The 21,650-nt window shown below is 36.0% G+C and carries 15 protein-coding genes and 1 tRNA gene; 11 read left to right on the top strand and 5 right to left on the bottom strand.

All coding sequences use genetic code 11. The features are described from left to right. Positions 1–25: 25 nt before the first annotated feature. The 5 genes from H5968_RS09590 to H5968_RS09570 all read right to left on the bottom strand — a co-directional run bounded on the left by H5968_RS09590 (position 26) and on the right by H5968_RS09570 (position 5,294). Positions 26–895, bottom strand: a complete 870-nt coding sequence (locus tag H5968_RS09590; protein ID WP_187039768.1) for a DUF350 domain-containing protein — start codon at positions 893–895, stop codon at positions 26–28. After that, positions 888–1,958, bottom strand: a complete 1,071-nt coding sequence (locus H5968_RS09585) for a peptidoglycan bridge formation glycyltransferase FemA/FemB family protein (RefSeq protein WP_255427094.1) — start codon at positions 1,956–1,958, stop codon at positions 888–890. Before H5968_RS09585 ends, H5968_RS09590 begins: the two co-directional genes overlap by 8 nt. 2 nt (positions 1,959–1,960) lie before the next feature. Then, positions 1,961–3,403, bottom strand: a complete 1,443-nt coding sequence (locus tag H5968_RS09580; protein ID WP_187039767.1) for a spermine synthase — start codon at positions 3,401–3,403, stop codon at positions 1,961–1,963. Between the two features lie 7 nt (positions 3,404–3,410). Further along, complete coding sequence (locus H5968_RS09575) at positions 3,411–4,061, bottom strand: DUF4178 domain-containing protein (RefSeq protein ID WP_187039766.1); 651 nt, start codon at positions 4,059–4,061, stop codon at positions 3,411–3,413. A gap of 225 nt (positions 4,062–4,286) precedes the next feature. After that, positions 4,287–5,294: a mechanosensitive ion channel family protein gene (locus tag H5968_RS09570; protein ID WP_187039765.1), complete on the bottom strand. Its 1,008-nt coding sequence runs from the start codon at positions 5,292–5,294 to the stop codon at positions 4,287–4,289. 398 nt (positions 5,295–5,692) lie between these two features. On the opposite strand from H5968_RS09570, the gene H5968_RS09565 reads away from it, so the two are divergent. The 11 genes from H5968_RS09565 (at position 5,693) to H5968_RS09520 (ending at position 21,615) form a co-directional block, all read left to right on the top strand. Further along, a complete protein-coding gene (locus tag H5968_RS09565) occupies positions 5,693–6,610 on the top strand; it encodes a histone deacetylase (protein WP_187039764.1) in 918 nt (305 codons plus the stop codon). Between the two features lie 55 nt (positions 6,611–6,665). Further along, positions 6,666–10,994: an AAA domain-containing protein gene (locus H5968_RS09560; RefSeq protein WP_187039763.1), complete on the top strand. Its 4,329-nt coding sequence runs from the start codon at positions 6,666–6,668 to the stop codon at positions 10,992–10,994. Then, positions 10,960–11,823, top strand: a complete 864-nt coding sequence (locus tag H5968_RS09555; protein ID WP_255427093.1) for a hypothetical protein — start codon at positions 10,960–10,962, stop codon at positions 11,821–11,823. Before H5968_RS09560 ends, H5968_RS09555 begins: the two co-directional genes overlap by 35 nt. Positions 11,824–11,983: 160 nt before the next feature. Beyond that, positions 11,984–13,126 (top strand): glutamate--cysteine ligase, encoded by a 1,143-nt coding sequence (gene gshA / locus H5968_RS09550; RefSeq protein WP_187039762.1) that lies wholly within the window; start codon positions 11,984–11,986, stop codon positions 13,124–13,126. A gap of 306 nt (positions 13,127–13,432) precedes the next feature. After that, on the top strand, positions 13,433–13,894 hold the full coding sequence (locus H5968_RS09545) for a tRNA (cytidine(34)-2'-O)-methyltransferase (protein WP_096567441.1): 462 nt from the start codon (positions 13,433–13,435) through the stop codon (positions 13,892–13,894). Between the two features lie 810 nt (positions 13,895–14,704). Next, on the top strand, positions 14,705–17,014 hold the full coding sequence (locus H5968_RS09540) for a peptidoglycan DD-metalloendopeptidase family protein (protein ID WP_370569761.1): 2,310 nt from the start codon (positions 14,705–14,707) through the stop codon (positions 17,012–17,014). Between the two features lie 261 nt (positions 17,015–17,275). Further along, positions 17,276–17,349, top strand: a tRNA-Met gene (locus tag H5968_RS09535). Positions 17,350–17,601: 252 nt separating this feature from the next. Continuing rightward, the gene (locus H5968_RS09530; RefSeq protein ID WP_222620630.1) at positions 17,602–18,435 is read left to right on the top strand and encodes a ParA family protein; all 834 of its coding nucleotides are present in this window, start codon (positions 17,602–17,604) and stop codon (positions 18,433–18,435) included. Beyond that, positions 18,432–18,656 carry a hypothetical protein gene (locus H5968_RS25100; RefSeq protein WP_222620629.1) on the top strand — a complete coding sequence of 75 codons (225 nt, stop codon included), beginning with the start codon at positions 18,432–18,434 and terminating at the stop codon, positions 18,654–18,656. Before H5968_RS09530 ends, H5968_RS25100 begins: the two co-directional genes overlap by 4 nt. Positions 18,657–18,713: 57 nt before the next feature. Further along, a complete protein-coding gene (locus tag H5968_RS09525; protein WP_187039796.1) occupies positions 18,714–18,863 on the top strand; it encodes a hypothetical protein in 150 nt (49 codons plus the stop codon). Between the two features lie 139 nt (positions 18,864–19,002). Next, a complete protein-coding gene (locus H5968_RS09520) occupies positions 19,003–21,615 on the top strand; it encodes a U32 family peptidase (protein ID WP_187039760.1) in 2,613 nt (870 codons plus the stop codon). The last annotated feature ends 35 nt before the right edge of the window (positions 21,616–21,650 follow it).

Raw genomic sequence — 21,650 nt, 5'->3', positions numbered from 1 at the left:
GAGGGTTATTACCAATTACCTATTTTTAAAAACACCAAGCGATTAAAAAAGACGCAGCAATATAAGCAAAAGATTCTATTAAACCCGCACCCATATTAGGTATTTCTTGATTCACAATTTCATCAGAAATTTTCACACCAGGCACTAAAATTAAATCTGCTAACCAACGAATACCAATTAAAGAAAGCAAGCAAAATACTAAAATTAAACCATATTGAGTAAAACTCACAAACCAATTTGTAAACTCTGGATAAAAAGCCACTCTAACTATATTACCAGTGGCAATTAATAACCCTGCTAAAGCTACACCAGCGGCGGGGTTATTGCGTTTTTCTATTTCCGCAAATACATTATATTTAGTCACACGGGGATAAAGAGAACTGACTAAAATCAGTGTCACTAAACCTATTAACCAACATACCAAAGATACCCACCAACTACCATTTTTACCAGCTAGAGCCGAATTTAAAATTAAACCATTAGCAATGTGATTTCCTGCCTCCACATTAGCAGCACCTAAATTTCTATCTTGAATAATTTCCCGTTCACAATTAAATTGAAGTAAAATGAATTTATCTCCTACCCATGCACCAGCTAACATAAAAATAATTGCTGTTGCACCATAGGTAGCTAAATTAATCGCTTTATCTTGCCAATTAATTGCAGTTTCTCCTAAAACACCACCCAAAGCAATCACAATCCCAAAATAGTAACCTACTAAAGCAATAGCTACCGCAGGATTATCTTTTACAAACAATTCTAAATTTAATTCTAAGCGGGGACGAAATAACTTTTGATAAGCTAATTGTCCTGTCCAAAATAAGCCAAATCCTACTACTAATTCTATAATAATAATACCAGCTTGAGTGAAAAAATTGCTAATAATTTCATTCATTGTAACCCCCTGAAAGCTTTTGCAATAAACTAATTAATGTATCTGCTAATTGGTCATAAAAAAAGTAATCATGAGCGCCAATTGTTTTAATAGGTTTACCTCCAAATTGACTTTTAAACTGGGAAAATTTGGCATAACCATGATTAGTGTCATGGGTAAAACCATAGAAATCATAAACTTGGCAACCGCGATTTTTTGCCCTTTGGATAGCTTGCCAATGTAAGCCATAATTTGCCATTACTTCTTTATGTAATAAGTTACTGCCACCATATAAATAAGTTGCTGTACGACCACAATATACTACTAAAATAGCAGCTAATATTTCTCCATTCCAACTAGCTAAACCAATTTCTGCCATATTTTCTTTAAATAACGTTTGACAGAGATTGATAAAAAAGCTGTAGGGTTCACCAAAAAATTCTTGACGTTCGACAGTTTCCCAAAATAAATTATAAAATAAAGGAATAGTTTGGGAATCATTACTAAATTCAATTTTTACCCCATAACGTTGACTAAGACGAATATTGTAACGCCCTTTAGGTTTCATAGATGCTAGAATTTCATCTGTACGTGGGCTTAAATCAATTAATAAAGTTTCACAGGGTAATAAGTCAGCAGGTGCGCGAACAAAATCTTGAAGATAATCAGGTTTTTCCTGCCATAATGGTTCAATACGAAGAGCAACTGCACCCTGTTTTCTGGCTAAAGTTTCTCCTTTCTCTAACAATAACTGCATCCCTATTTCTGAAGTATTTTCTGGTAATATTGGTCCACCAGAAGTAAATAATAAATTGGCTTTATTAGTGTGGGGGTATAAATAATAAATACACCCACCCACTAAATCATTATTTTCTGAAAATAATCCATAACGAAAAGTTTTATAACCTTCTATTTCTTTAAAATCAGCCCAACTTGTAGTTTGCATAAAGCAACCCTTGGGAGTAGATTTAACTAACAAATTCCAAGCTGTTTTTTCTGAAGCTTGTAATTCTCTGACTGTTAAAGATAAGTTATTTTTCTCTGCTATGGTTGGGTGATAATTATCAACATTCATAATATTCATCTTTAATTATTTCGCATTCTCTTAATAATGCTATATATCCAGTAACTACTAAAGCAAGTAAATATAAAACCTACCCATTTACTATCACCAGTACCATCGTTATAACTACTGCTACTGCTACGACTACCATAATATGAGCCTTTAGCAAATACTGAATCTGGTGCTACTAGATTAGTCATTAACAACGTTATAGACAACAAAGTAATCAATTCAACCATTTTAGGGTTTAACGTGCCTAAAGGCTGATTATATTTAATTTTATCAGCAAAAGTCCTCAATTCACTAGCAATTTGTGGTGGTAATTCCTGCACTCTAGTTAGTAAACTATTGAGTAATTTGTTAACGTCTATTTCTGATAATAATCCTTGGAGATTATCTAACCAATATGTTGTCATCTTGGGTTCGTGATAGGGATGACGTACTGGTACAAATTGATTAATATTTGGTAAGTCTTTGTCTGCATTAGGAGCAGCATAAATATTTTCTAGCCAAAACTTAGCTACAGATTCCAAATCTAAGGAATTAATATTTTCTATTTCGGCGTTGAACTGTTCATTAATATCTAAAAAATCCACATATTCACCAGAATTTAATAGGATATCTTCTGGGTTTGATAGATAATTCAAAAGATAATAAAATAACCGTTCGTTTTCCAGTGTGTCGATAGTTACTTGATGCCGATATGCTGCTATTTTTTGTTCAAATTTAAAGACAGGGAGTAAATTTTCACGGTTTAAATAATTTAAATTATTTGGGAAATCAATGTTTTCAATTTCTGTCCTCAAAATTCTTTGTGTTGAACCTAAAAAGAAACCCCAATCACCATAATCATGGTTAGAAAATGAGGGAATTTGAATTTGTAAGGGTTTAGTTGCAAAATTCACTGATAGCAAAGTTTGATACAAACACCAAAAAGCGTGAGTATCATAATTTGGTGAAACTCCGTTAACAGCTACTATTCCAGAAGGAATTAAAATGCGATTAACTTCTTGAAACCATTCCTGACTATAGATTTTTGCATCTTCAGCCGATTTAGGACAAGTGAAATCACAAATTACAACATGATAATAATTATCAACTAATTCTCTGACAAATCCAAAGGCTTCTTGAGTGTATACTGTAACTTTTTCATGTTCTAAACTGCCTAAATTATAAGGTTTAAATACTGTGTTTGCTAATTCGATAACATCTGGATTATAGTCTACTAAATCAATGTTTTTTACCTGAGCAAAACGTAGTACATCCCTAGCAGCTAATCCATCACCACCACCACAAATCAAAACCCGTAAAGCTGTGTCAGGAAATCTTTGGATAGCTAAAGATAGAGCAGGAATTACTAAATTTTCATGATAAATTGCCTCATCCGCACTATCAAATTGCAAATCTCCATTGATATAAAAGGCAATACCATGATCATAGTTTTCAATAAATAAGGAAATAGACATAAACACTTTACCCAAATATCATTAAAAATATACCGATGGACAAAAATATGAGCGCAATTATTAATTCAATAATTAATTCAGGTTTCCACCTCAATAGCTGGCGTTCCGAACCTACACCTTTTTGAATATTATGAAATTCTTCAGGCTTGACTATTTTGGTTGAGTAAATATCTAATTGTAGATTGGGAAAAGCTTCTATTGCTAAATTTACACAATGGTCTTTATCCCAATAATCCCAAGTAATGCGAGATTTTGTTTTCCCTTCAGAATCATAACTTCCTTCAGTTTGTGAATCGAAATAATAGGATTTATAGAAAAGTTTTAGTTCTGGATAAGGGGTATTTAATGCTTGCATTTCTTTCCATAATGTAGTTAGTTGTAGTGGGTTTTTGGGAAAATCTGGAGTATATAAAGACACATTCTGTAATTGATTGGAAATATACCAAGTTACAGAGTTAATTTCTTCGCTGGGGTCATATTCTCGCAATAAGTAATATTCCGAACCACCGGAGGAGACTAACAACCATTCCTCTGTTTGATAACCTTGAGGATCTTGGTAGGTGCTGTAATCTTTTATATCCCAGTCTACACCAGAATATCTCAGGCGATCGCCCGGACGCAAGGCATGAACTTGAGTTTCAATGCTAACTGTATACATACAGGTTTAACTATGATTAACTGTAACTTTCATAACCGAGTTGAGAGTTACATTACTATATGATCTATTTCTCGTTTTTTGCTAGAAAATTTTAAATCACTTTACAAAATAGAGTTTTACCCTGTTCCCTCTATCTAACTGTATAAACTAAATCTGATGAAAATGGCATCTTTTTCGGATTTAGCAATGCTAAAACTCTACAAAATTATACGTAATTAAATTAAATTAAACGATACGCATATAAACTTCTCTAATTGGAAAAGGAATTTCAATACCTTCTTGTTGATAGCGTTTGTGTAACTTCTTCACCAACAAATGTTTACCAATGCGCTGGTCAAAATATTCACTGACTCGCATATAAAGGGTATAATCTATGCTAAAATCATTGAAAGTGTGAAACCTTAGATAAGGTTCAATCTGAATTAATTCTGGTGCAATTTCCTGCATCACTTCTTTAGCGACTTCTATAGTCACTTTTTCCACTAATTCCAAATCGCTATCATAACTAACACCCACATTCATAGTTAAAGTAATTTCTTTTGCAGGTAGATGATAATTAGTAAAAATTGCCGAAGCCAACTTAGAATTAGGAACAATAATCACATTATTAGAAATTTCCTTGATTGTGGTATTTCGCCAAGTAATATCTGTGACATAACCTTGATGACCATCATCTAATTTAACATAATCCCCTGCTCTTACCTGCTTAGAAATAACTAAATAAAAACCAGAAAATAAATTAGCTAAGGTGTCTTGGAGAGCTAAACCAACAGCTAAACCTCCAATTCCCAAGGTGGTAACTATGGGAGTAATTTCAATACCCACAGTTTGCAAAAGAATTAATGTTCCCAAAACTAAAACAATTGTTTTAGCTAAATTGGAAAGCAGGGATGTAGAAACTCCCTCGGTACGTTGGACAAATAAATTAACAAAACCGGCAGTCAGTCTAGCTAAAACTAAAGTTACAGAATATAATAAAATTATGGTAATGATTTTCTGCAGAACATTAGCAATACCTGGTTTAACAGGAGAACTAAGAATAGCCCAAAAAAAACCTGCCAAAACAAACCAAATAAAGGTCATTCTGTGCAGTGATTGAAATATAATCTCACTCCCGGGAATTTGCCGCTTAATAACAAAGCTTTTAATTCTATTAAAAATAACTTTTTCGCCAATTATGCCAGCCAGAAAGCCAACTAGAATAAATAGAAGAGGTATAATCCATTGCATCATAGTTATATTTGATAGTGAATTGACAAATGAAAATTACAAGAGTCAAGATTGAGAATGATCGTTAACTCAGGAATATAGCTAGAAGCGAAAAGCTGAATGCTGACCTGAAAATTAGGATATCAACAATTAGCAAATTAAACTCGCTAAGTTTTTCCAGAGAAATTGATGTATAATGATCATCCGAGCAAAAATATGTGATACATTAATGATAAATAATTGATGATATGTTTACTAAAATCCGATTTCTACCTGAAAAAAGGTGACTTTTATTACTTGAAAAACATAAATAAATTAATTGTTTTCTGATGACAATCTAGCTGGAGACTGATTTTGGAGACTTAATCCTCAGTATCAGTAGTAGTTAACCTCAAAATTTATTGGTGTACTTCACCTAAGTAATGGATCTACCAATTATTTACCATCAAGATTATATTGCACCTCTGCCGCTTGGACATCGCTTCCCCATGTCGAAATTTAGACAACTGCATGAATTGCTGTTAGCTGACAGGGTAGCATATCCAGAACAGTTTCACACTCCTGAATGTCCACCGCAAGAATTAATAGAATTAGTCCACACCAAAAGTTATGTACAAGCTTACTGCGAAGGAACATTAGAAGCAAAAGCACAAAGGCGCATTGGTTTACCTTGGAGTCCAGCTTTAGCAAATCGTACCTGTGTAGCAGTCGGTGGAACAATATTAACGGCTAAATTAGCATTAAATCAAGGTTTAGCTTGTAATACTGCTGGTGGAACACATCACGCTTTTCCTAATTATGGATCTGGTTTTTGTATTTTTAATGATTTAGCAATTGCTACTCGCGTTTTACAAAAATTAGGACTTGCTAAAAAGATTTTAATTGTTGACTTAGACGTACATCAAGGAGATGGAACAGCGTTTATATTTGAAAATGATCACAGCGTTTTTACATTTTCCATGCACTGCGAAATTAACTTCCCTAGCACCAAACAAACAAGTGATTTAGATGTACCATTACCACTAGGAATGGAAGACGATGCTTATTTACAAACCTTAGCTAATTACTTACCAGACTTGCTAACAGAAATCAAGCCAGATATAGTATTGTATGACGCTGGAGTTGACACCCATATAGATGATAAACTAGGAAAATTATCTCTCACCGACACTGGAGTTTTTCGACGAGAAATGCAGGTTTTAACCACCTGCGTTAGCGCTGGTTATCCAGTAGCTTGTGTTATTGGCGGTGGTTATGCAGATGATATGAAATCTCTTGTTTGGAGACATTCTTTATTACATCGAGCCGCCAGTCAGGTTTATCACCAGTTTCATCTTTAAAACTATATCTAACCTTATTCCTCTTGGTGTGAAATCAAAAACAATCAGGACATCCATGCAACAGAAATTAGTAAAAATAAACAATTCAGAAACCTTTGGCTATAGCTTATTAAATTCCACAATTGATAACTTAATTCGTAGCTTTGAAGGACAACAAGCAGTTACATCATATTCCAACTTTCGAGAAAAAAAAGAACGCGCTCATGAATTGATTTTTGAATGTATAGGTAAAAAAACTTGCCTATTTTATCTTCGCCGTCAAGGTAAGGGAAAAGATACAGGAGAAGAAATTTGGGATTTAACCATTGCTACAGATGACAGTGAGTTTCAACTACCCAAAAGATTGAAAGAACTAAATAAAACTTTAGGATTGAGAGCCGCAGTGAAAAAAAATGGTACTGGTGGTTTAAAAATTCTCTCAGTTTATTTATTACCACTATCAAGAGGAAGAATTGACGCTTATGCTTTACCATTACCATTGCAGTTAGTTCCTAATTATTATGAGCCTATAAATATTTCTCCCAAGAGATTGGCACAAATAAATAAAATGCCAATATGCGGTAATCATATACCCACCGAAGACCAACTACAAGCATGGAAAGCTTTTTTGAAAATTGAAGAACGTATTGCTAAAGCCAGACAATTTTGTGTCAAATTTTTCCACTCCGAATATGACTGCCAACAAAAAGAAATCGCCTTAAAAATTGATATTAACTCAGCTACCCTTGATGGTGATGAAGAGAATTATTTAGATGTAGAAAACTTTTGGGAACGGGTAAAACAGGCAAAAAATCAAGATATCAAATTTTCTGATTCTGTACCTACTGAAATAACTCGTCGCACTAGTCGTCAATTAGGAAATATTGAAAAAATTGACCACAGAAATAATCTTATTCACATCAGACTTGAGCGGGAATTAGTAGAATATATAGCATCGGAAAATTATCAAATACCAACAAAAGGATACTTATTTTTTGATGCTGCTGGTGATATTAAACAAATTAAGCGTAAAGAAAAAGCATTAGAACAATTAAAACAAGGACGGACACAAAACCCATATTTAGGAGATTTCTTATTTGACGCTTCCCAAGCCAGACCTATTCAAAAAACTGTTAAACTAAAACCACAAGATTTGTTATTATCTGCTGCAAATTCAGGTCAAAAAGCATCTGTAGAAAAGGTAATGGCCGCAGAAGATTTAGTTTTGATTCAAGGTCCACCAGGAACAGGTAAAACGACTGTAATTGCCGAAATTTGCTATCAAATAGCTTTGCGTGGTGGTCGCACATTAATTACTTCCCAAGCTAATTTAGCAGTTGATAATGCTTTAAGTCGCTTAGTTCACAACCCAGTTATCCGCGCTGTCAGAAAAGGAAAAGCTGAAAAAGTTGGAGAAGAAGGACAAGGATTTTTAGAAGACCAAGTAATTAACAGATGGTTAGAAAATACTGCTAATGACTGTGAAAATAATCTCAATCAACACAGAGAAAATATACAAATTCTTCAGCAGCTATTAACAACATCGAAAAGATTTACAGATTACTTAAAATTAGTGGAAAAAGTCAATCATAAACAAAAGAAATTAAAAGATGAAAAGATAAAGTTAGAGAATGTTTACAGAACTCAAGAAACTGTATATCATGAATTGCTTGAGCATAAAAATGAAATTGAATCTTTAATTAATGGGGTGAAAGATATTATCAATAAACCACAAAATATCAATTGGGATGATCCAGAAATTAAAGATTTTTTACCCCGTTTACAACCTTATACATTAGAAAATAATCTAGTAGGAGATTTTCGGGAAAAAGTCAATCAAGCTATTAAGTATACCGATGAACTGGGGGTTATTTGTCCTGTGCGTGGTGCATTCGGTTTAGCTGTCTGGTTGCGGGAAACTATAGCCAAGGAAATTGCCGGATTTCAATCAACATTCACCTATGCTTATGATGCAACTATCGCTATGTCAGACTTAGCAAAATTAGTACAGGGTTTCCAAAAAAAATCAGCCTATTTACATCAGTTACAAACAGAGTATCAAAAGTCTATTAATCAGGATCAAAAGCTACAACCAACTATTCAAAATTGGGAAAACCGTAAACGAGAAATTGATTATATTATCGCAGCAGTTAAAGAGTGGAAAACTACAGCATATTCCCACCTTTACCAAGTTTTGAAAAATTGCCAGCAATCTGATTTATTATTGACTGAAGAAATGCTGCATTTACCACTGGGTTTATTGATGTTTGCTAAAAACTTAAACTTGCCAATCTTACCAAATAATTACCAAATTAAATTACCAGAATGGGAATTACTAATCAAAGCATTGTCTTATGAAATTGATGGTAATTTTAGTGACAGAAGGGGTAAAAAGCATAATTTTAGCTATTTTATGCAGCAAAATTTTAGTCAAATTCTCTTATTCTTGGAAAAGAGCGATCGCCAAAAATGGCAAGCAACATATCAACAGTTTCAAAAGTATCAATTACTCACTACAAAACAACGTCAATTATTAGTTGAAAATGCCCAGAGTTTTTTAATTCAACTGCAACAAACCTACAGTGCATCTTATGAATTAAATAACCTGGATTCTACTTTAACTAGAATTACCCAAGAATTATTAGATACAATTCTTGCTAATGCTCGTCAATGTGTTCTCAAATTAAAAACAGAAGCAGAGAAACAACTTAATAATTTGCACAAACAACAACAGTTAAATCAACCTCCAAATAATCAAATTACCCAAGAACAAATATTAGCAACTCAAACTCAGGTAGAAAAAGCCAGTCAAGATGCTAATTTACTGCTGGAAAGAGTTGTAAAAATTTTGGAACAGCTGAATAAACAACCACAGCTACCTGTAAAATTACGAAATCTCACACAACAATATTTAGCAAAACAAGCAAATATTTGGGAACAGCATCAGGAATTTGAGAAACAAGTGCAGCTTTGGGAAACTTGCATAACTCATCTGGATGATTTAAATTCCTCCTTAGATGCTTTCTCAGTATTCGAGAATATTCAAGAATCTTTAAAAGAGGAACTAGTAAAAATAAATAAAACCAGCAAAAACTCTTTACAAAAACTTGAAAAAGCAAAAATTAAATTAAATGAAATAGAAGAAAAATTAAAATCCCATATCTCCAATGATTTAATCATAGAAAAAAATTGCTGCGAGATGACTTGGCAACAAATACCTGATCAATTTAAACCTCAGCCCAAAACCACAGAAACAGATTTCTTGAATTTGGAATTTTTGCAGCAGATAAAACAACAATTTGATCTTTGGCAACAACAACTACAAAATGAAGAAGATTATTTGCGGAAATATCAAAACTTTGTCCAAGATTGGATTACCAAACTACGTCAACCTTCAGAAAGAGATAGTAACGATTTAAGACAAATTTATTTAGATAACGCTAACGTCGTTGGTATCACCTGCGTGCAAGCTGCAAATTACAACTTCTCGGAAGAATTTAAATATTTTGATGTTGTCATTATTGATGAAGTAAGTAAATGTACACCTCCAGAATTAGTTATCCCCGCATTGAAAGCCAAAAAATTAGTCATGGTAGGAGATCACCGACAACTACCACCAATGCTAGAAATTGACACAATAGAAGAAGTCGCAGAAACAATGGGACATTCTAGAGAAGAAATGGGATTTCTCGAAGAATCCTTATTTAAATTTCAGTTTGAAAATGCCGATAATAGCATTAAACAAATGCTCAATACCCAATATCGAATGCACCCCAATATTATGGGAGCAATCAATCAGTTTTATGATGGTAAATTAGAATGTGGCATTTTAGAACCAGATAGCAAACGCGCCCATAATTTAGCAGGTGAAATCATTAAACCAGAACATCATTTACTGTGGGTGACAACGCCTAGAGAAGATGAATTTGCAGAAGAAAAATTAGGAACATCATTTTTTAATCCCCAAGAAGTAGATGTCATTGAAAAAATCTGTCAAGATTTTGAAAATGCTTGGCGTTCTAGAGTTGCTAATGGTGAACCTAAAAAAGAAATAGCAGTTATTACATTTTATGGCGCTCAACTGCGAAAAATAGATGAACGTTTACAACCGGAACTTTTTCCATCCTTGCACATTAGAACAGGTACAGTTGATAGATTTCAAGGTATGGAAAGACCAGTTGTAATTGTGAGTATGGTGCGGAATAATCCTTTAGGAGATGTGGGATTTGCTAAAAAACCAGAAAGGGTAAACGTCGCTTTTTCTCGCGCTCAAGAATTATTAGTAATTGTTGGTTGTCACGATTTATTTACCAGCAACTCTGGTAAAGTTGGTCGAATGTATTCAGAAGTAGCAAATCTCGCCACTCGTCATGGAGGTTTTATTGATGTTTCCTGGTTCTGTTGATAGAAATATTGATCCGCATCTCAAAAATATAGTTACCGAAATTGAAACAGAAAATCCCCAATTATCAGTTTTTGCAGCCCGTCAATTTCGCTATAGTTTGCGTAAAAATACCTTAGAATTAACAGTTAAAGAACCACGTCCATTTAATGTCATGGAAGAGTTTATCATCCGTGCTGGACTGGAATTTGAACCCCCACCAACAGGAGATGAATTAGCATCTATCCTGGGACTTGATCCTGTATTTGTTCACAGTACAATTTCCACACTTCAATCATTACAAACTTTGGCATTGAAATCACCTATTACCGTTACCCCAGAAGGACAATTATTTTATGAAAAAGGTACAGTACCACTGCCGGCTTATACAGTGGAAATTTATGCAGTTACCGATTTTTTAGAAGGTAAACTTACCTGTAAAAACGAAGATTTAAATAATGATGTCTCTATGAAATTACCTGATTTAGCCAACTTGGTGAAAATAGAACATATAAATATTGATATCTCTATTTTACCTTTGGAAAGAATACAGCAGATTATTCAAAACTCAGGATTAACATTTCATGTACCAGAAGCAGGAAAAATAGTCACTGCTTTTAAGGTGATTCAACCTACACAAATTATTTGGAAAAATATATCTCTTTTGGTGATTTTCGATGGTATAGCTGACAAATTTAAAATTCAAATTCGTAGCGGTAAGCGCATATCAGAAGCAGCATCAACTAGGGTAACTTCCTTATTAAATGAAGGCAGAATTTCCTTAGCAGCATTATGTGATTTATCTGATGCAACAATCAATTCTGCAAGAGCAAAAATAATGAGTAATTCATAATTGGGTAATAGGTAATAAGTAATTCGTAATTATAAATTACTACCCAATCACCAATCACCAATCACCAATCCCCAATCCCCAATCCCCAATCCCCAGATGCAAAAAATCGTTAAATTTGATACAATTTATCAAAATTAGGAGAGCCAAGGAGCAAAATAAAGTGGTCTTAACGAAAGGCTTTGAAATTGAGATGTATACTGGCACACCTCAAGGTGAAATAGTTGGTCTCTCCGACCAAATTGTTGCGGATTTACAGGGATTTATGCGAGAGCCAGATAGCCGCAACGTAGAATACATCACTAAAGCTTCCACCAGTTACGAAAATCAATTGTGTGGTTTATTGCGCCCACGTCAGCAGTTACGGAAATATTTGCAGCGGTTAAACAATTACACATTGATACCAGGGAGTACCCTGTCCTTGGGAAGAAGCGATCGCTTTTACCGTTCTGACCTCACTAACCCTTATCATGACTACATTGAGCAAACCTACGGGACAAAAGTTGTCACCGCCAGCGTACATATTAATATTGGCATTCCCGATCCAGAAATATTAATGCGTGCCTGTCGGATTATCCGTATAGAAGCGCCACTTTTCCTTGCCCTAAGCGCCTCATCACCATTTTTAGATGGTAAAGCCACAGGTTATCATTCTACCCGTTGGGGACTCTTCCCCCAAACTCCCAGTCATGTACCTCTATTTGCCAGTCATGACCATCATATTCAATGGGTGGAAGCACAGTTAAAAGCTAGAACAATGCAAAATGTCCGACATTTGTGGACATCAGTTAGACCAAATGGCGATCGCCGTCCTTATGATTTAAATCGCTTAGAATTGCGAATTTGTGATTTAGTCACAGATCCTATTTTCTTATTAGCAATTACAGCCTTATTAGAAGCGCGGTTATTGCAAATCATTGACAACCCCAATATTGACCCCTTAACCCAAAGCAGTTTCTCACCTGAAGAACTAATTAATATAACCGCTAAAAATGAAATGGCAGCAGCCACATCCAGTCTTGATGCCCAATTGCAACATTGGCAAGATGGTAGTACCATACTCGCCAGAGATTGGATTAACCAGCTATATCAAGAAGTTTGGGGCATAGCCAAACAACAAGGCTTCGGTTGTTTCCTGTCTCCCTTACAGAAAATTCTCCGTGAAGGCAACGAAGCCCAACAATGGTTACAGTTACACAAACTTGGTGTCGATGCCCAGCAAGTCATTAAACAAGCCATCATTGCCACCCAAGAACGGGAACAAGAACTAGAAAGCAAATTATTGTGTTCTTCTGTCGTCACCTAGTGGTGACTGGGGAGACAATTTTGGATTTTGGATTTTGGATTGTTTTTGTTGACTCCAATCTAAAATCTAAAATCTAAAATCTAAAATCTAAAATCTAAAATCTAAAATCTAAAATTCTCCTGCCTCCTTGACCTTATTTGTTTTAAAAATCTAATGTGTCCCTAGTGGTTAATGCCTATTAACAAAACCTATATATCGTCTATATGTGTTTTTCGGTATATTTTCTCTGATATACTCATAAACCCCAGTATCTTCCTTGGTTTCTACTGGATTTTGACTTTTAACTTTTAACTTTTGACTTGTCTTATGCCCCAGGTAGTTTTAGTTAACCCGCAAATTCCTCCAAATACAGGCAATATTGCCCGTACTTGTGCCGCTACAGGGACAGAATTGCATTTGGTCGGTCCATTAGGGTTTGAAATTAGCGATCGCTACCTCAAAAGAGCAGGTTTAGATTACTGGCCTTACGTCAAACTGCACTATCACGAATCCCCAGAAGCATTCCAAATCATCCATCAACAGCGTGGAGGCAGATTGTTAGGGTTTAGCGTTCGTGGCAGTTTTAACTATATTAACTACCAGTATCAAACCGATGATTGGTTATTGTTTGGCAGTGAAACCACAGGTTTACCGCCAGATGTTCTCAATGTCTGTCACTCTACCCTCTACATACCCATGCACGAACCCGGCGTTCGCAGCTTGAATCTATCCGTAAGTGTGGCTATTGGCTTGTTTGAATGCCGACGACAGTTAGGGTATCTACAATAGTTAGCTAGGTTTTACTTATAAAGACTGAATCAGTTAGGAAAGAAGCAAATTCTCCACTTAACTGTTTAAGTATTATTGCTGAGACAAGATTTAGATGTAACAACATTTATATACTAAATCAACCTAGATAAAAAAAATTGCTGAGTCCAAAGATAGTCATATAAGAAATTTGTATAGAAACTTTGATTCCAAACCAAGAGACAATGATAGATTTTAGTGAATTGAAATTTTATCTCTGTCAGAGGTAAAATCATCAAAGCATTTACTGTCAAGCATCTTAGCTATTTGTATTATGAAATACAATCGACCATATCAGAAACTGCGGCGGATTTGTACGGTTGTTTTTTAGGAAATAAAAGCCGTAAAGTCTCCTGTTGATAAGACTGATTAGATAAAAAAACTTAGAAAATATCTACAGCAGGAACATCGTTTTTTTGAAAGTTGCAGCAGAGCAAATGCTAACAGCGATAGTGGACGTGATCAAAGCTATCAGATTTGTCCAGTCCCCGCTTTGAAAGCATGAGCATCAGGCATAACTGTCAAGAGCGAAAAATCCTGGGTTTTGTGAGGAGTGAAAACAGACAATTCAACGCAAAAATCTTAAGGTTGACTAACAAGTGTGAACTTGTCTAAATCAGAGAAGCAGGTTAATCTTGCCTAAGTATCTCTGGTAAATGTGATCTTGATCTATCGTTTGATGTGATCTCAAATTATGGATTAATATCCAACAGAAAAATCAAGATCAGTTAAGCGAAGCGTGATCATAGGAGGTCGTCTTTGAAACGAGCATTGAAAAAGAGAGTAAAGGCTGTGTTAAACAATACTCCCAACAGCGATGGTGTCCTGATCGAGCCGTCAAATGAGACAATTCACAAAACAAACCGCCGGGCGGGAACCCAAGCCGCGATGATTGGCTTGGCAATCTCAATGGGCGCAACCAGCCTTTTGGTGACTCGACAAAGCGATCAAGCCCAAGCAGCCGCGCCTGTTGGCAGTCAAAAAGCAGCCTCAACAATTCCTGCTGCTTCTGACACTGAGATAAAATTTGCGGCCACAAAGCTGGAGTCCCAAGCCGTCCCTTCAGCGAGCGTGCCTGAAAATCCTGTCATTGTCGGGGAACCAACAGCAGTTTCGCAAATGCCTGGGCTTGAAGCTAAATGGCCAGTTGCAGCCAAGGAAATGGCTGTACAAATTCAAACATCAGAAGCTAACAAAAATGCTATCTACTTGCAACCCCAAGTAGAGCAGGGATTGAATAACAACTCAGTTCAATCTCGGTTACAAACAGAAAAACCACTGTCCCAGACAGAATCGCAATTTTCTCAAAATCAGGGTGTTGCTGATTCTCTATCCCCAGTCGTAATAGTAGAATCAGCAAACCCAGTTAGCAATGATGTTAATGCACAACTAAAAGCGCAGCAAGAGTTCGCACTCAATCGCTTACAGGAAAAATCCAACCGTTTAAGAAATAGTCTTGCCCAGTTGCGGCCTGATGAGACCAATAAGTTCTCAGAAACTGGTATTGACGTAGCACAACCAACAACTGTAGCTGATAACAGTTTGCCAGTACAGTCGTCACAGGTGATAGATGCTCACCAAGCCGACCTGATATCCAGGTTAAAACAGGATAAACAAACAAGTGCGCCAGTGCAGAAAGCATTGACACCTGCACCCGCACCCGCAGTTGTCGCGCAATTAGCAACGACAACCTACGAAGTTAAACCCGGAGACACATTAGCCGAGATTGCTGATAATTACGGGACTTCTGTTTCCGATATCATCAAAGCTAATAATCTCGATGATCCCAACCAGCTGCAAATCAGTCAAAAACTGATTATTCCCACAGCTAAAGCAGAGCGTACCAGTTACACTCAGCCAACTGTAGCAATCATTCCTACTTTCATCCGGCCTAGCAGCAATCCCAAACTTGCTGTTTCTCCGCTGAGTAAACCTGATCCAGAAGCTAATCTACCTCTGATTCCACAGTCACCAGTGGAAAGCAACAATAACAGTGTTGCCATTCCCGTACCTGTAGTCAAACAGTCACCAGTGGAAAGCAACAATAACAGTTTTGCCATTCCCGTACCTGTAGCTGGGAATCAACTGCCGCCAACCCCAGAAACTGAATTCACTGCTCCTAATTCCTTGGCAGTGGGGGGTGATAATTCACAACTGGATATTGCGACAGAAACACAAACAGAGCAACAACTACCTGAAAAAACAGCAAAGCTCAAAGGTCCTGAGCGTATCCGCAGCTTGCAAGCCGAAATTGAAAGACTAAGGGAAAAATACCGCGCTCAAAAGTCTGGTGTAACTGTGGCTAACGTGGATGAAACTGAAAATACACCAGTCCCCGTTGTGGTGGAGAAAGCCAATAATCAAACAAATTTTCCAGTTAATGCTCAACTGAATGCGGTATCAATTTCTGTACCCAAGCCCATACAACCAGGCTATAGTCAACCACCGATTAAGCCCTTAATAAGTGCGGCTCGACCCAATAACGAGCCAATTAACCCCCAATTCATATCAAGGCAAACAGCTTTACCTGGTAACTCCTCTGGTAGTTCTTCTAGCATTAGGTTAAACGTACCTACCGCTGGTGTCAACTCTAGTGACTCCTTGGGTAACTTGCGCGGAACCAGAGTATCCCCAGCTTTACCACCTTTGGCAGCAGTAGATTTATATCTGCCCAAATCTGTTGAAGAAACTACAGAGCCTTCCTCTTCCAACGCGCATATTTGGCCTGCCAAGGGTGTGCTTACCTCTGGCTATGGCTGGCGCTGGGGTAGAATGCACAGAGGTATTGATATTGCTAACGGCGTGGGTACACCAATTTACGCCTCGTCTGCCGGTAGGGTAGAAAGAGCAGGTTGGAACAACGGTGGTTATGGACTGTTAGTTGATATCCGCCATGCTGATGGCAGCTTGACCCGCTATGCTCACAACAGCCGGATTTTAGTGCAAGTAGGTCAAGAAGTGGAACAAGGACAAACCATTGCAGCGATGGGTAGCACTGGTTTTAGCACAGGTCCCCACATCCACTTTGAAGTTCACCCCGCAGGTAAGGGCGCAGTTAACCCCATTGCTTTCTTGCCATCACGGACACAGGCACGCCTGTAAATACTTGGCTGCTGGTTAATTTAGTAATTGTCTTGTTTGTGGAGGGAGTTTGACTCCCTCTTTTATTTTGGAAATATAGCAGGAGGCAGGAGGCAGGAGGCAGGAGTACAAACGTTTTGTAGTAAGAGGTTCATTATTATATTGATGTCCTAACTACTCTGTCTACGGCTATATGGAAGAAAAAATTTGGCAAAAAATTTGTTTTGGTCATTGCCACAGCCAAAATAGTGTGCTATATTAATTAATGTTGATGAAACGTTTGGCTCAGTAGCTCAGTTGGTTAGAGCACGGGACTCATAAGCCTGGGGTCGTTGGTTCAAATCCGACCTGAGCCATTTTTAAAAGAATAAATATAGTCAAGCCAGAATTGGTTATTTGCTAAATTAAACCTGATTTTCAGGCTTTCTTTTAGTATTGATATAGTTTAACCAGTGCTGGTTAATAGTGTTTTGATTTAGTTTAATAACAGAAATAGATACGGGTTCAATTATTACAAATGTTGTGAGCGTATTAAGTTAGAAATAATTTACTTAGGCTATACTAAGTAATACAGATTTTCCAATGAGACATTTACCAAAATAATTACAATGGTTCAGAAAATCGCCTTATTTAATCATAAAGGTGGTGTTAGCAAAACCACCACTACCTTTAATTTAGGTTGGATGCTTGCTGCAAAAGGCAAGAGAGTAATACTTGTGGATACAGATCCTCAATGTAATCTGACAGGGATGGCTTTAAAAGAAGAAACAGAAGAAGACGAAGCAAGAATAGAAAATATCTACAATACACATTCTAATATTAAAACAGGTTTAGCACCTGCTTTTGAATCTCAACCAAGAGCTATTGAAGCTGTAGATTGTATACCCATACAAGGACAAGAAGGATTATTTTTATTACCAGGTCATGTGGGTTTTGGTGAATATGAAGTAACGTTAGGAATTGCCCAAGAACTTAGTGGTTCAATTCAAACACTAAAAAATTTACCAGGTGCAATTTATGATTTATTAGAAGAGACTGCGAGTAAATTTAACGCTGACTACATTTTAATTGATATGAGTCCCAGTTTAGGATCTATCAATCAAAATTTATTAATGATTAGCGATTTTTTCTTAGTTCCCACAACTGCCGATTTCTTTTCAGTTATGGCTATAGATTCTCTAGCTAGAATTTTACCAAAATGGTGTGCCTGGGCAAGAAAAGCAAGTGAAAATCCTATATTAAAGGAAGCTAATTATCCATTTCCTGAATTTAGATTGAAATTTTTAGGAACTATAGTTCAAAACTATAGAATTATTAGGGGTAAAGAAACCACAGCATTTCAAATATGGATAGAAAAAATTGAAAATACAGTTAATCATAAGTTAAAACCAATTCTAGAAATAAATAATTTGTTGTTGCCTAATATGCTGAACAGGGAATGAATGTTAATTTGACCATGACAAAAATATCTAATTTCAATAGTCTAATTGCCCTATCTCAAGAACATTCTACATCTATTTATGCTTTAACATCTGAACAGTTAAAACAGTATGGTAGAGTATTAGAAGCTAATCAAAGAAAGCAACAAGAATTTAAAACAACGTTTTCCAATTTAGCAGATAAAATTATTGCCTTATCATCGAGTTATGCAGTCAGCACTTGATCAATTTCGGATTAGTATTCAGCGTGTTCGGGATTTAATTTCTCATTAAATTCTATCGTGTATCGTAGAAATAAAATTGCTCATGAAGCAGATATAGATCCTACCTTTGGGTTAGGAAATCGCTGGCCTATAGATGAATTGATGGTTGGTGATGCAGTATTGAACCAGTCGTTGACAGTATTCATCAAATTTTATAATCTTAGATAAATCCAGATCCCCGAATTATCAAATAGATTAATAATTTATTGAGATGATTAAAAAAGAAGCCGAGGATTTTCATCTACCCCCAACCATACCCCAATTTAGATATAATCAATAAATTCACAATAAAATCAAACTACGCAAAATGACAACCACCACAAAAATCAAACTCCCCGAACTCTTAGCACCTGCGGGTAACTGGGAATGTGCAACTGCAGCAGTCGAAAATGGTGCAGATGCAATTTATTTTGGTTTAGAGAAATTTAATGCCAGAATGAGAGCAGATAATTTCACCATTGCAGACTTACCCGAATTAATGGAATTTCTACACCTACGGGGAGTCAAAGGTTATATCACCTTAAACACCCTAATTTTCCCCTCAGAACTGACAGAAGCAGAGCAATACCTCAAAAACATCATTTCTGCTGGTGTTGATGCTGTTATTGTGCAAGATGTGGGTATTTGTCGTTTAATTCGTCATCTTTCCCCAGACTTTCCCATTCACGCATCAACCCAGATGACTATTACCAGTGCTGCGGGGGTAGAATTTGCTAAATCTTTAGGATGTCAATTGGTAGTTTTAGCGCGAGAATGTTCAATTAAAGAAATCAATAAAATTCAACAACAAATATCTGAAAAAAATATTATTTTACCCTTAGAAATATTCGTTCATGGTGCTTTGTGCGTCGCATATTCTGGACAATGTTTAACCAGCGAAGCATTAGGAGGACGTTCCGCAAATAGGGGTGAATGCGCTCAAGCTTGTAGAATGCCATATCATTTAATTGCAGATGGAAAATTTGTAGATTTAGGTAATAGAAAATATTTACTCAGTCCGCAAGATTTAGCAGGTTTAGAAGTTTTACCAGAATTAGTAAAAACTGGGGTGACTTCTTTAAAAATAGAAGGACGATTAAAAACAGCAGAATATGTTGCTAATGTAACTCAAGTTTATAGAAAAGGATTAGATAAAATAGCGGAAATACCTAACCCCCTAACCCCCTTCCCTACAAGGGAAGGGGGAACAAGAGGTCAAGACCAATATAATTTAGAAATGGCCTTTTCTCGCGGACTTTATACGGGTTGGTTTGAGGGAATAAATAATCAAGAATTGGTTCATGCAAACTTCGGTAAAAAACGCGGTGTTTATTTAGGAGAAGTTACTCACATTAAAAATGAACAAATAACCGTTAAAATTTCCGCACCTGTTAAACCTGGTGATGGGGTAGTGTTTGATAGTGGACACCCAGAAGCGAAAGAAGAAGGAGGAAGAATATATGAAGTTATTCCCAAAGGTAAAGAAGTAATTTTAACTTTTGGGAGAAATAATTTAAACATACATAAAATAAATATCGGTGATAAAGTTTGGAAAACCAGTGACCCAGAATTAGATAAACAAATTCGTCAAAGTTATGAAGGTGAATATCCCAACTTTACCAAACCTATTAATATAGATGTCTATGGGGAAGTGGGAGATAAATTAATAGCTATTGCTGATGATGAACTTGGTAATATTGTCAAAGTTGAATCAGACATATTATTACAGTCAGCACATACTAAACCTTTAACATCAGAAAAATTAAAGGAACAATTTGGACGTTTAGGAAATACACCTTTTCATTTAGCAAGTTTGCAAAATCAGATTATTGGTAATGCAATGTTACCCGTGAGTGAGTTAAATAAAATGCGTCGGCAAATAGTAGCAAAATTAGAGGAGTTAAGAAATAAACCTAAACTTTGGCAATTAAATCATAGTGCAAAATGGACGGATTTAATTAATCAAAATTTAAGTATAATTTCCAGAGGAATGAACCACAAAGAACGCGAAGGACACGAAGGAAAGAGGGTTGAAGAGAGTTATGGGTTTTGTGATGAAGATTGTAAAAATAATTTGGTTGTTTTAGTCAGAAATATTCAACAACTCAAAGCAGCATTAACAGCAGATATTAAAACAATATACTGTGAATTTGAAGATCCGCGCAATTATAGAGAAGCGGTCAAAATCTTTAAAGAATACCCAGTCACCAATCACCAGTCCCCAGTCCCCAGTATTTTTGTAGCACCTCCCCGCATTACTAAACCGGGAGAAAATTGGATTTTAAAACAGGTTAAAGATTCCCAAGCAGATGGTTATTTGATTAGAAATTACGACCAGTTAGAATATTTTGCAGGGGAAAGATGTATTGGGGATTTTTCCTTAAATGTTGCTAATCCTCTCACCGCAGATTATTTTATTAAGCGGTTTAATTTAGAAAGGTTAACTGCATCCTACGATTTAAATATTAACCAACTCGTAGATTTAATTACCAGTTATGCACCGCAATTTTTGGAGGTGACAATACATCAACATATTCCTATGTTCCACATGGAACATTGCGTTTTTTGTGCTTTTCTTTCTGAAGGAACAGACTACACTAACTGTGGTAGACCATGCGAAAAACACGAGGTCAAAATTAGAGATAGGGTAGGTAGTGAACACATCCTCAAAGCAGACGCAGGATGTAGAAATACAGTATACAATGGTGCTGCTCAAACAGGGGCAGAATACGTACAAAAATTAATAGGTTTGGGTTTGCAAAATTTGAGAATTGAATTTCTCAACGAAACACCAGCACAAGTACAGGAAACCATACATTATTATCAACAACTTATCCAAGGAGAAATCACAGGTTCAGAACTGTGGAAAACATTAAAGTTACAAAATCAATTTTTACAAAATCAATTAGGTGTGACTCGTGGTGCTTTAGGTTTGACCTAAAGCTGTTATACAGCTAAATTTTATCATCCTCACAT

The sequence above is a fragment of the Sphaerospermopsis sp. LEGE 00249 genome, from assembly GCF_014299995.1.
Classification (GTDB): domain Bacteria; phylum Cyanobacteriota; class Cyanobacteriia; order Cyanobacteriales; family Nostocaceae; genus Sphaerospermopsis; species Sphaerospermopsis kisseleviana.
The sequence above is the reverse complement of the archived record's forward strand: the minus strand, read 5'-3'. Positions and strand labels throughout refer to the sequence as shown.

Excerpts from the sequence above, each read along its gene's own strand:
- H5968_RS09545 (WP_096567441.1), top strand. The coding sequence starts at position 13,433 with ATGCCCCAGGTAGTTTTAGTTAACCCGCAAATTCCTCCAAATACAGGC.
- H5968_RS09530 (WP_222620630.1), top strand. The coding sequence starts at position 17,602 with ATGGTTCAGAAAATCGCCTTATTTAATCATAAAGGTGGTGTTAGCAAA.
- H5968_RS09580 (WP_187039767.1), bottom strand. The coding sequence starts at position 3,403 with ATGTCTATTTCCTTATTTATTGAAAACTATGATCATGGTATTGCCTTT.
- H5968_RS09585 (WP_255427094.1), bottom strand. The coding sequence starts at position 1,958 with ATGAATATTATGAATGTTGATAATTATCACCCAACCATAGCAGAGAAA.
- H5968_RS09575 (WP_187039766.1), bottom strand. The coding sequence starts at position 4,061 with ATGTATACAGTTAGCATTGAAACTCAAGTTCATGCCTTGCGTCCGGGC.
- H5968_RS09560 (WP_187039763.1), top strand. The coding sequence starts at position 6,666 with ATGCAACAGAAATTAGTAAAAATAAACAATTCAGAAACCTTTGGCTAT.
- H5968_RS09520 (WP_187039760.1), top strand. The coding sequence starts at position 19,003 with ATGACAACCACCACAAAAATCAAACTCCCCGAACTCTTAGCACCTGCG.
- H5968_RS09565 (WP_187039764.1), top strand. The coding sequence starts at position 5,693 with ATGGATCTACCAATTATTTACCATCAAGATTATATTGCACCTCTGCCG.
- H5968_RS25100 (WP_222620629.1), top strand. The coding sequence starts at position 18,432 with ATGAATGTTAATTTGACCATGACAAAAATATCTAATTTCAATAGTCTA.
- H5968_RS09555 (WP_255427093.1), top strand. The coding sequence starts at position 10,960 with ATGGAGGTTTTATTGATGTTTCCTGGTTCTGTTGATAGAAATATTGAT.
- H5968_RS09570 (WP_187039765.1), bottom strand. The coding sequence starts at position 5,294 with ATGATGCAATGGATTATACCTCTTCTATTTATTCTAGTTGGCTTTCTG.
- H5968_RS09590 (WP_187039768.1), bottom strand. The coding sequence starts at position 895 with ATGAATGAAATTATTAGCAATTTTTTCACTCAAGCTGGTATTATTATT.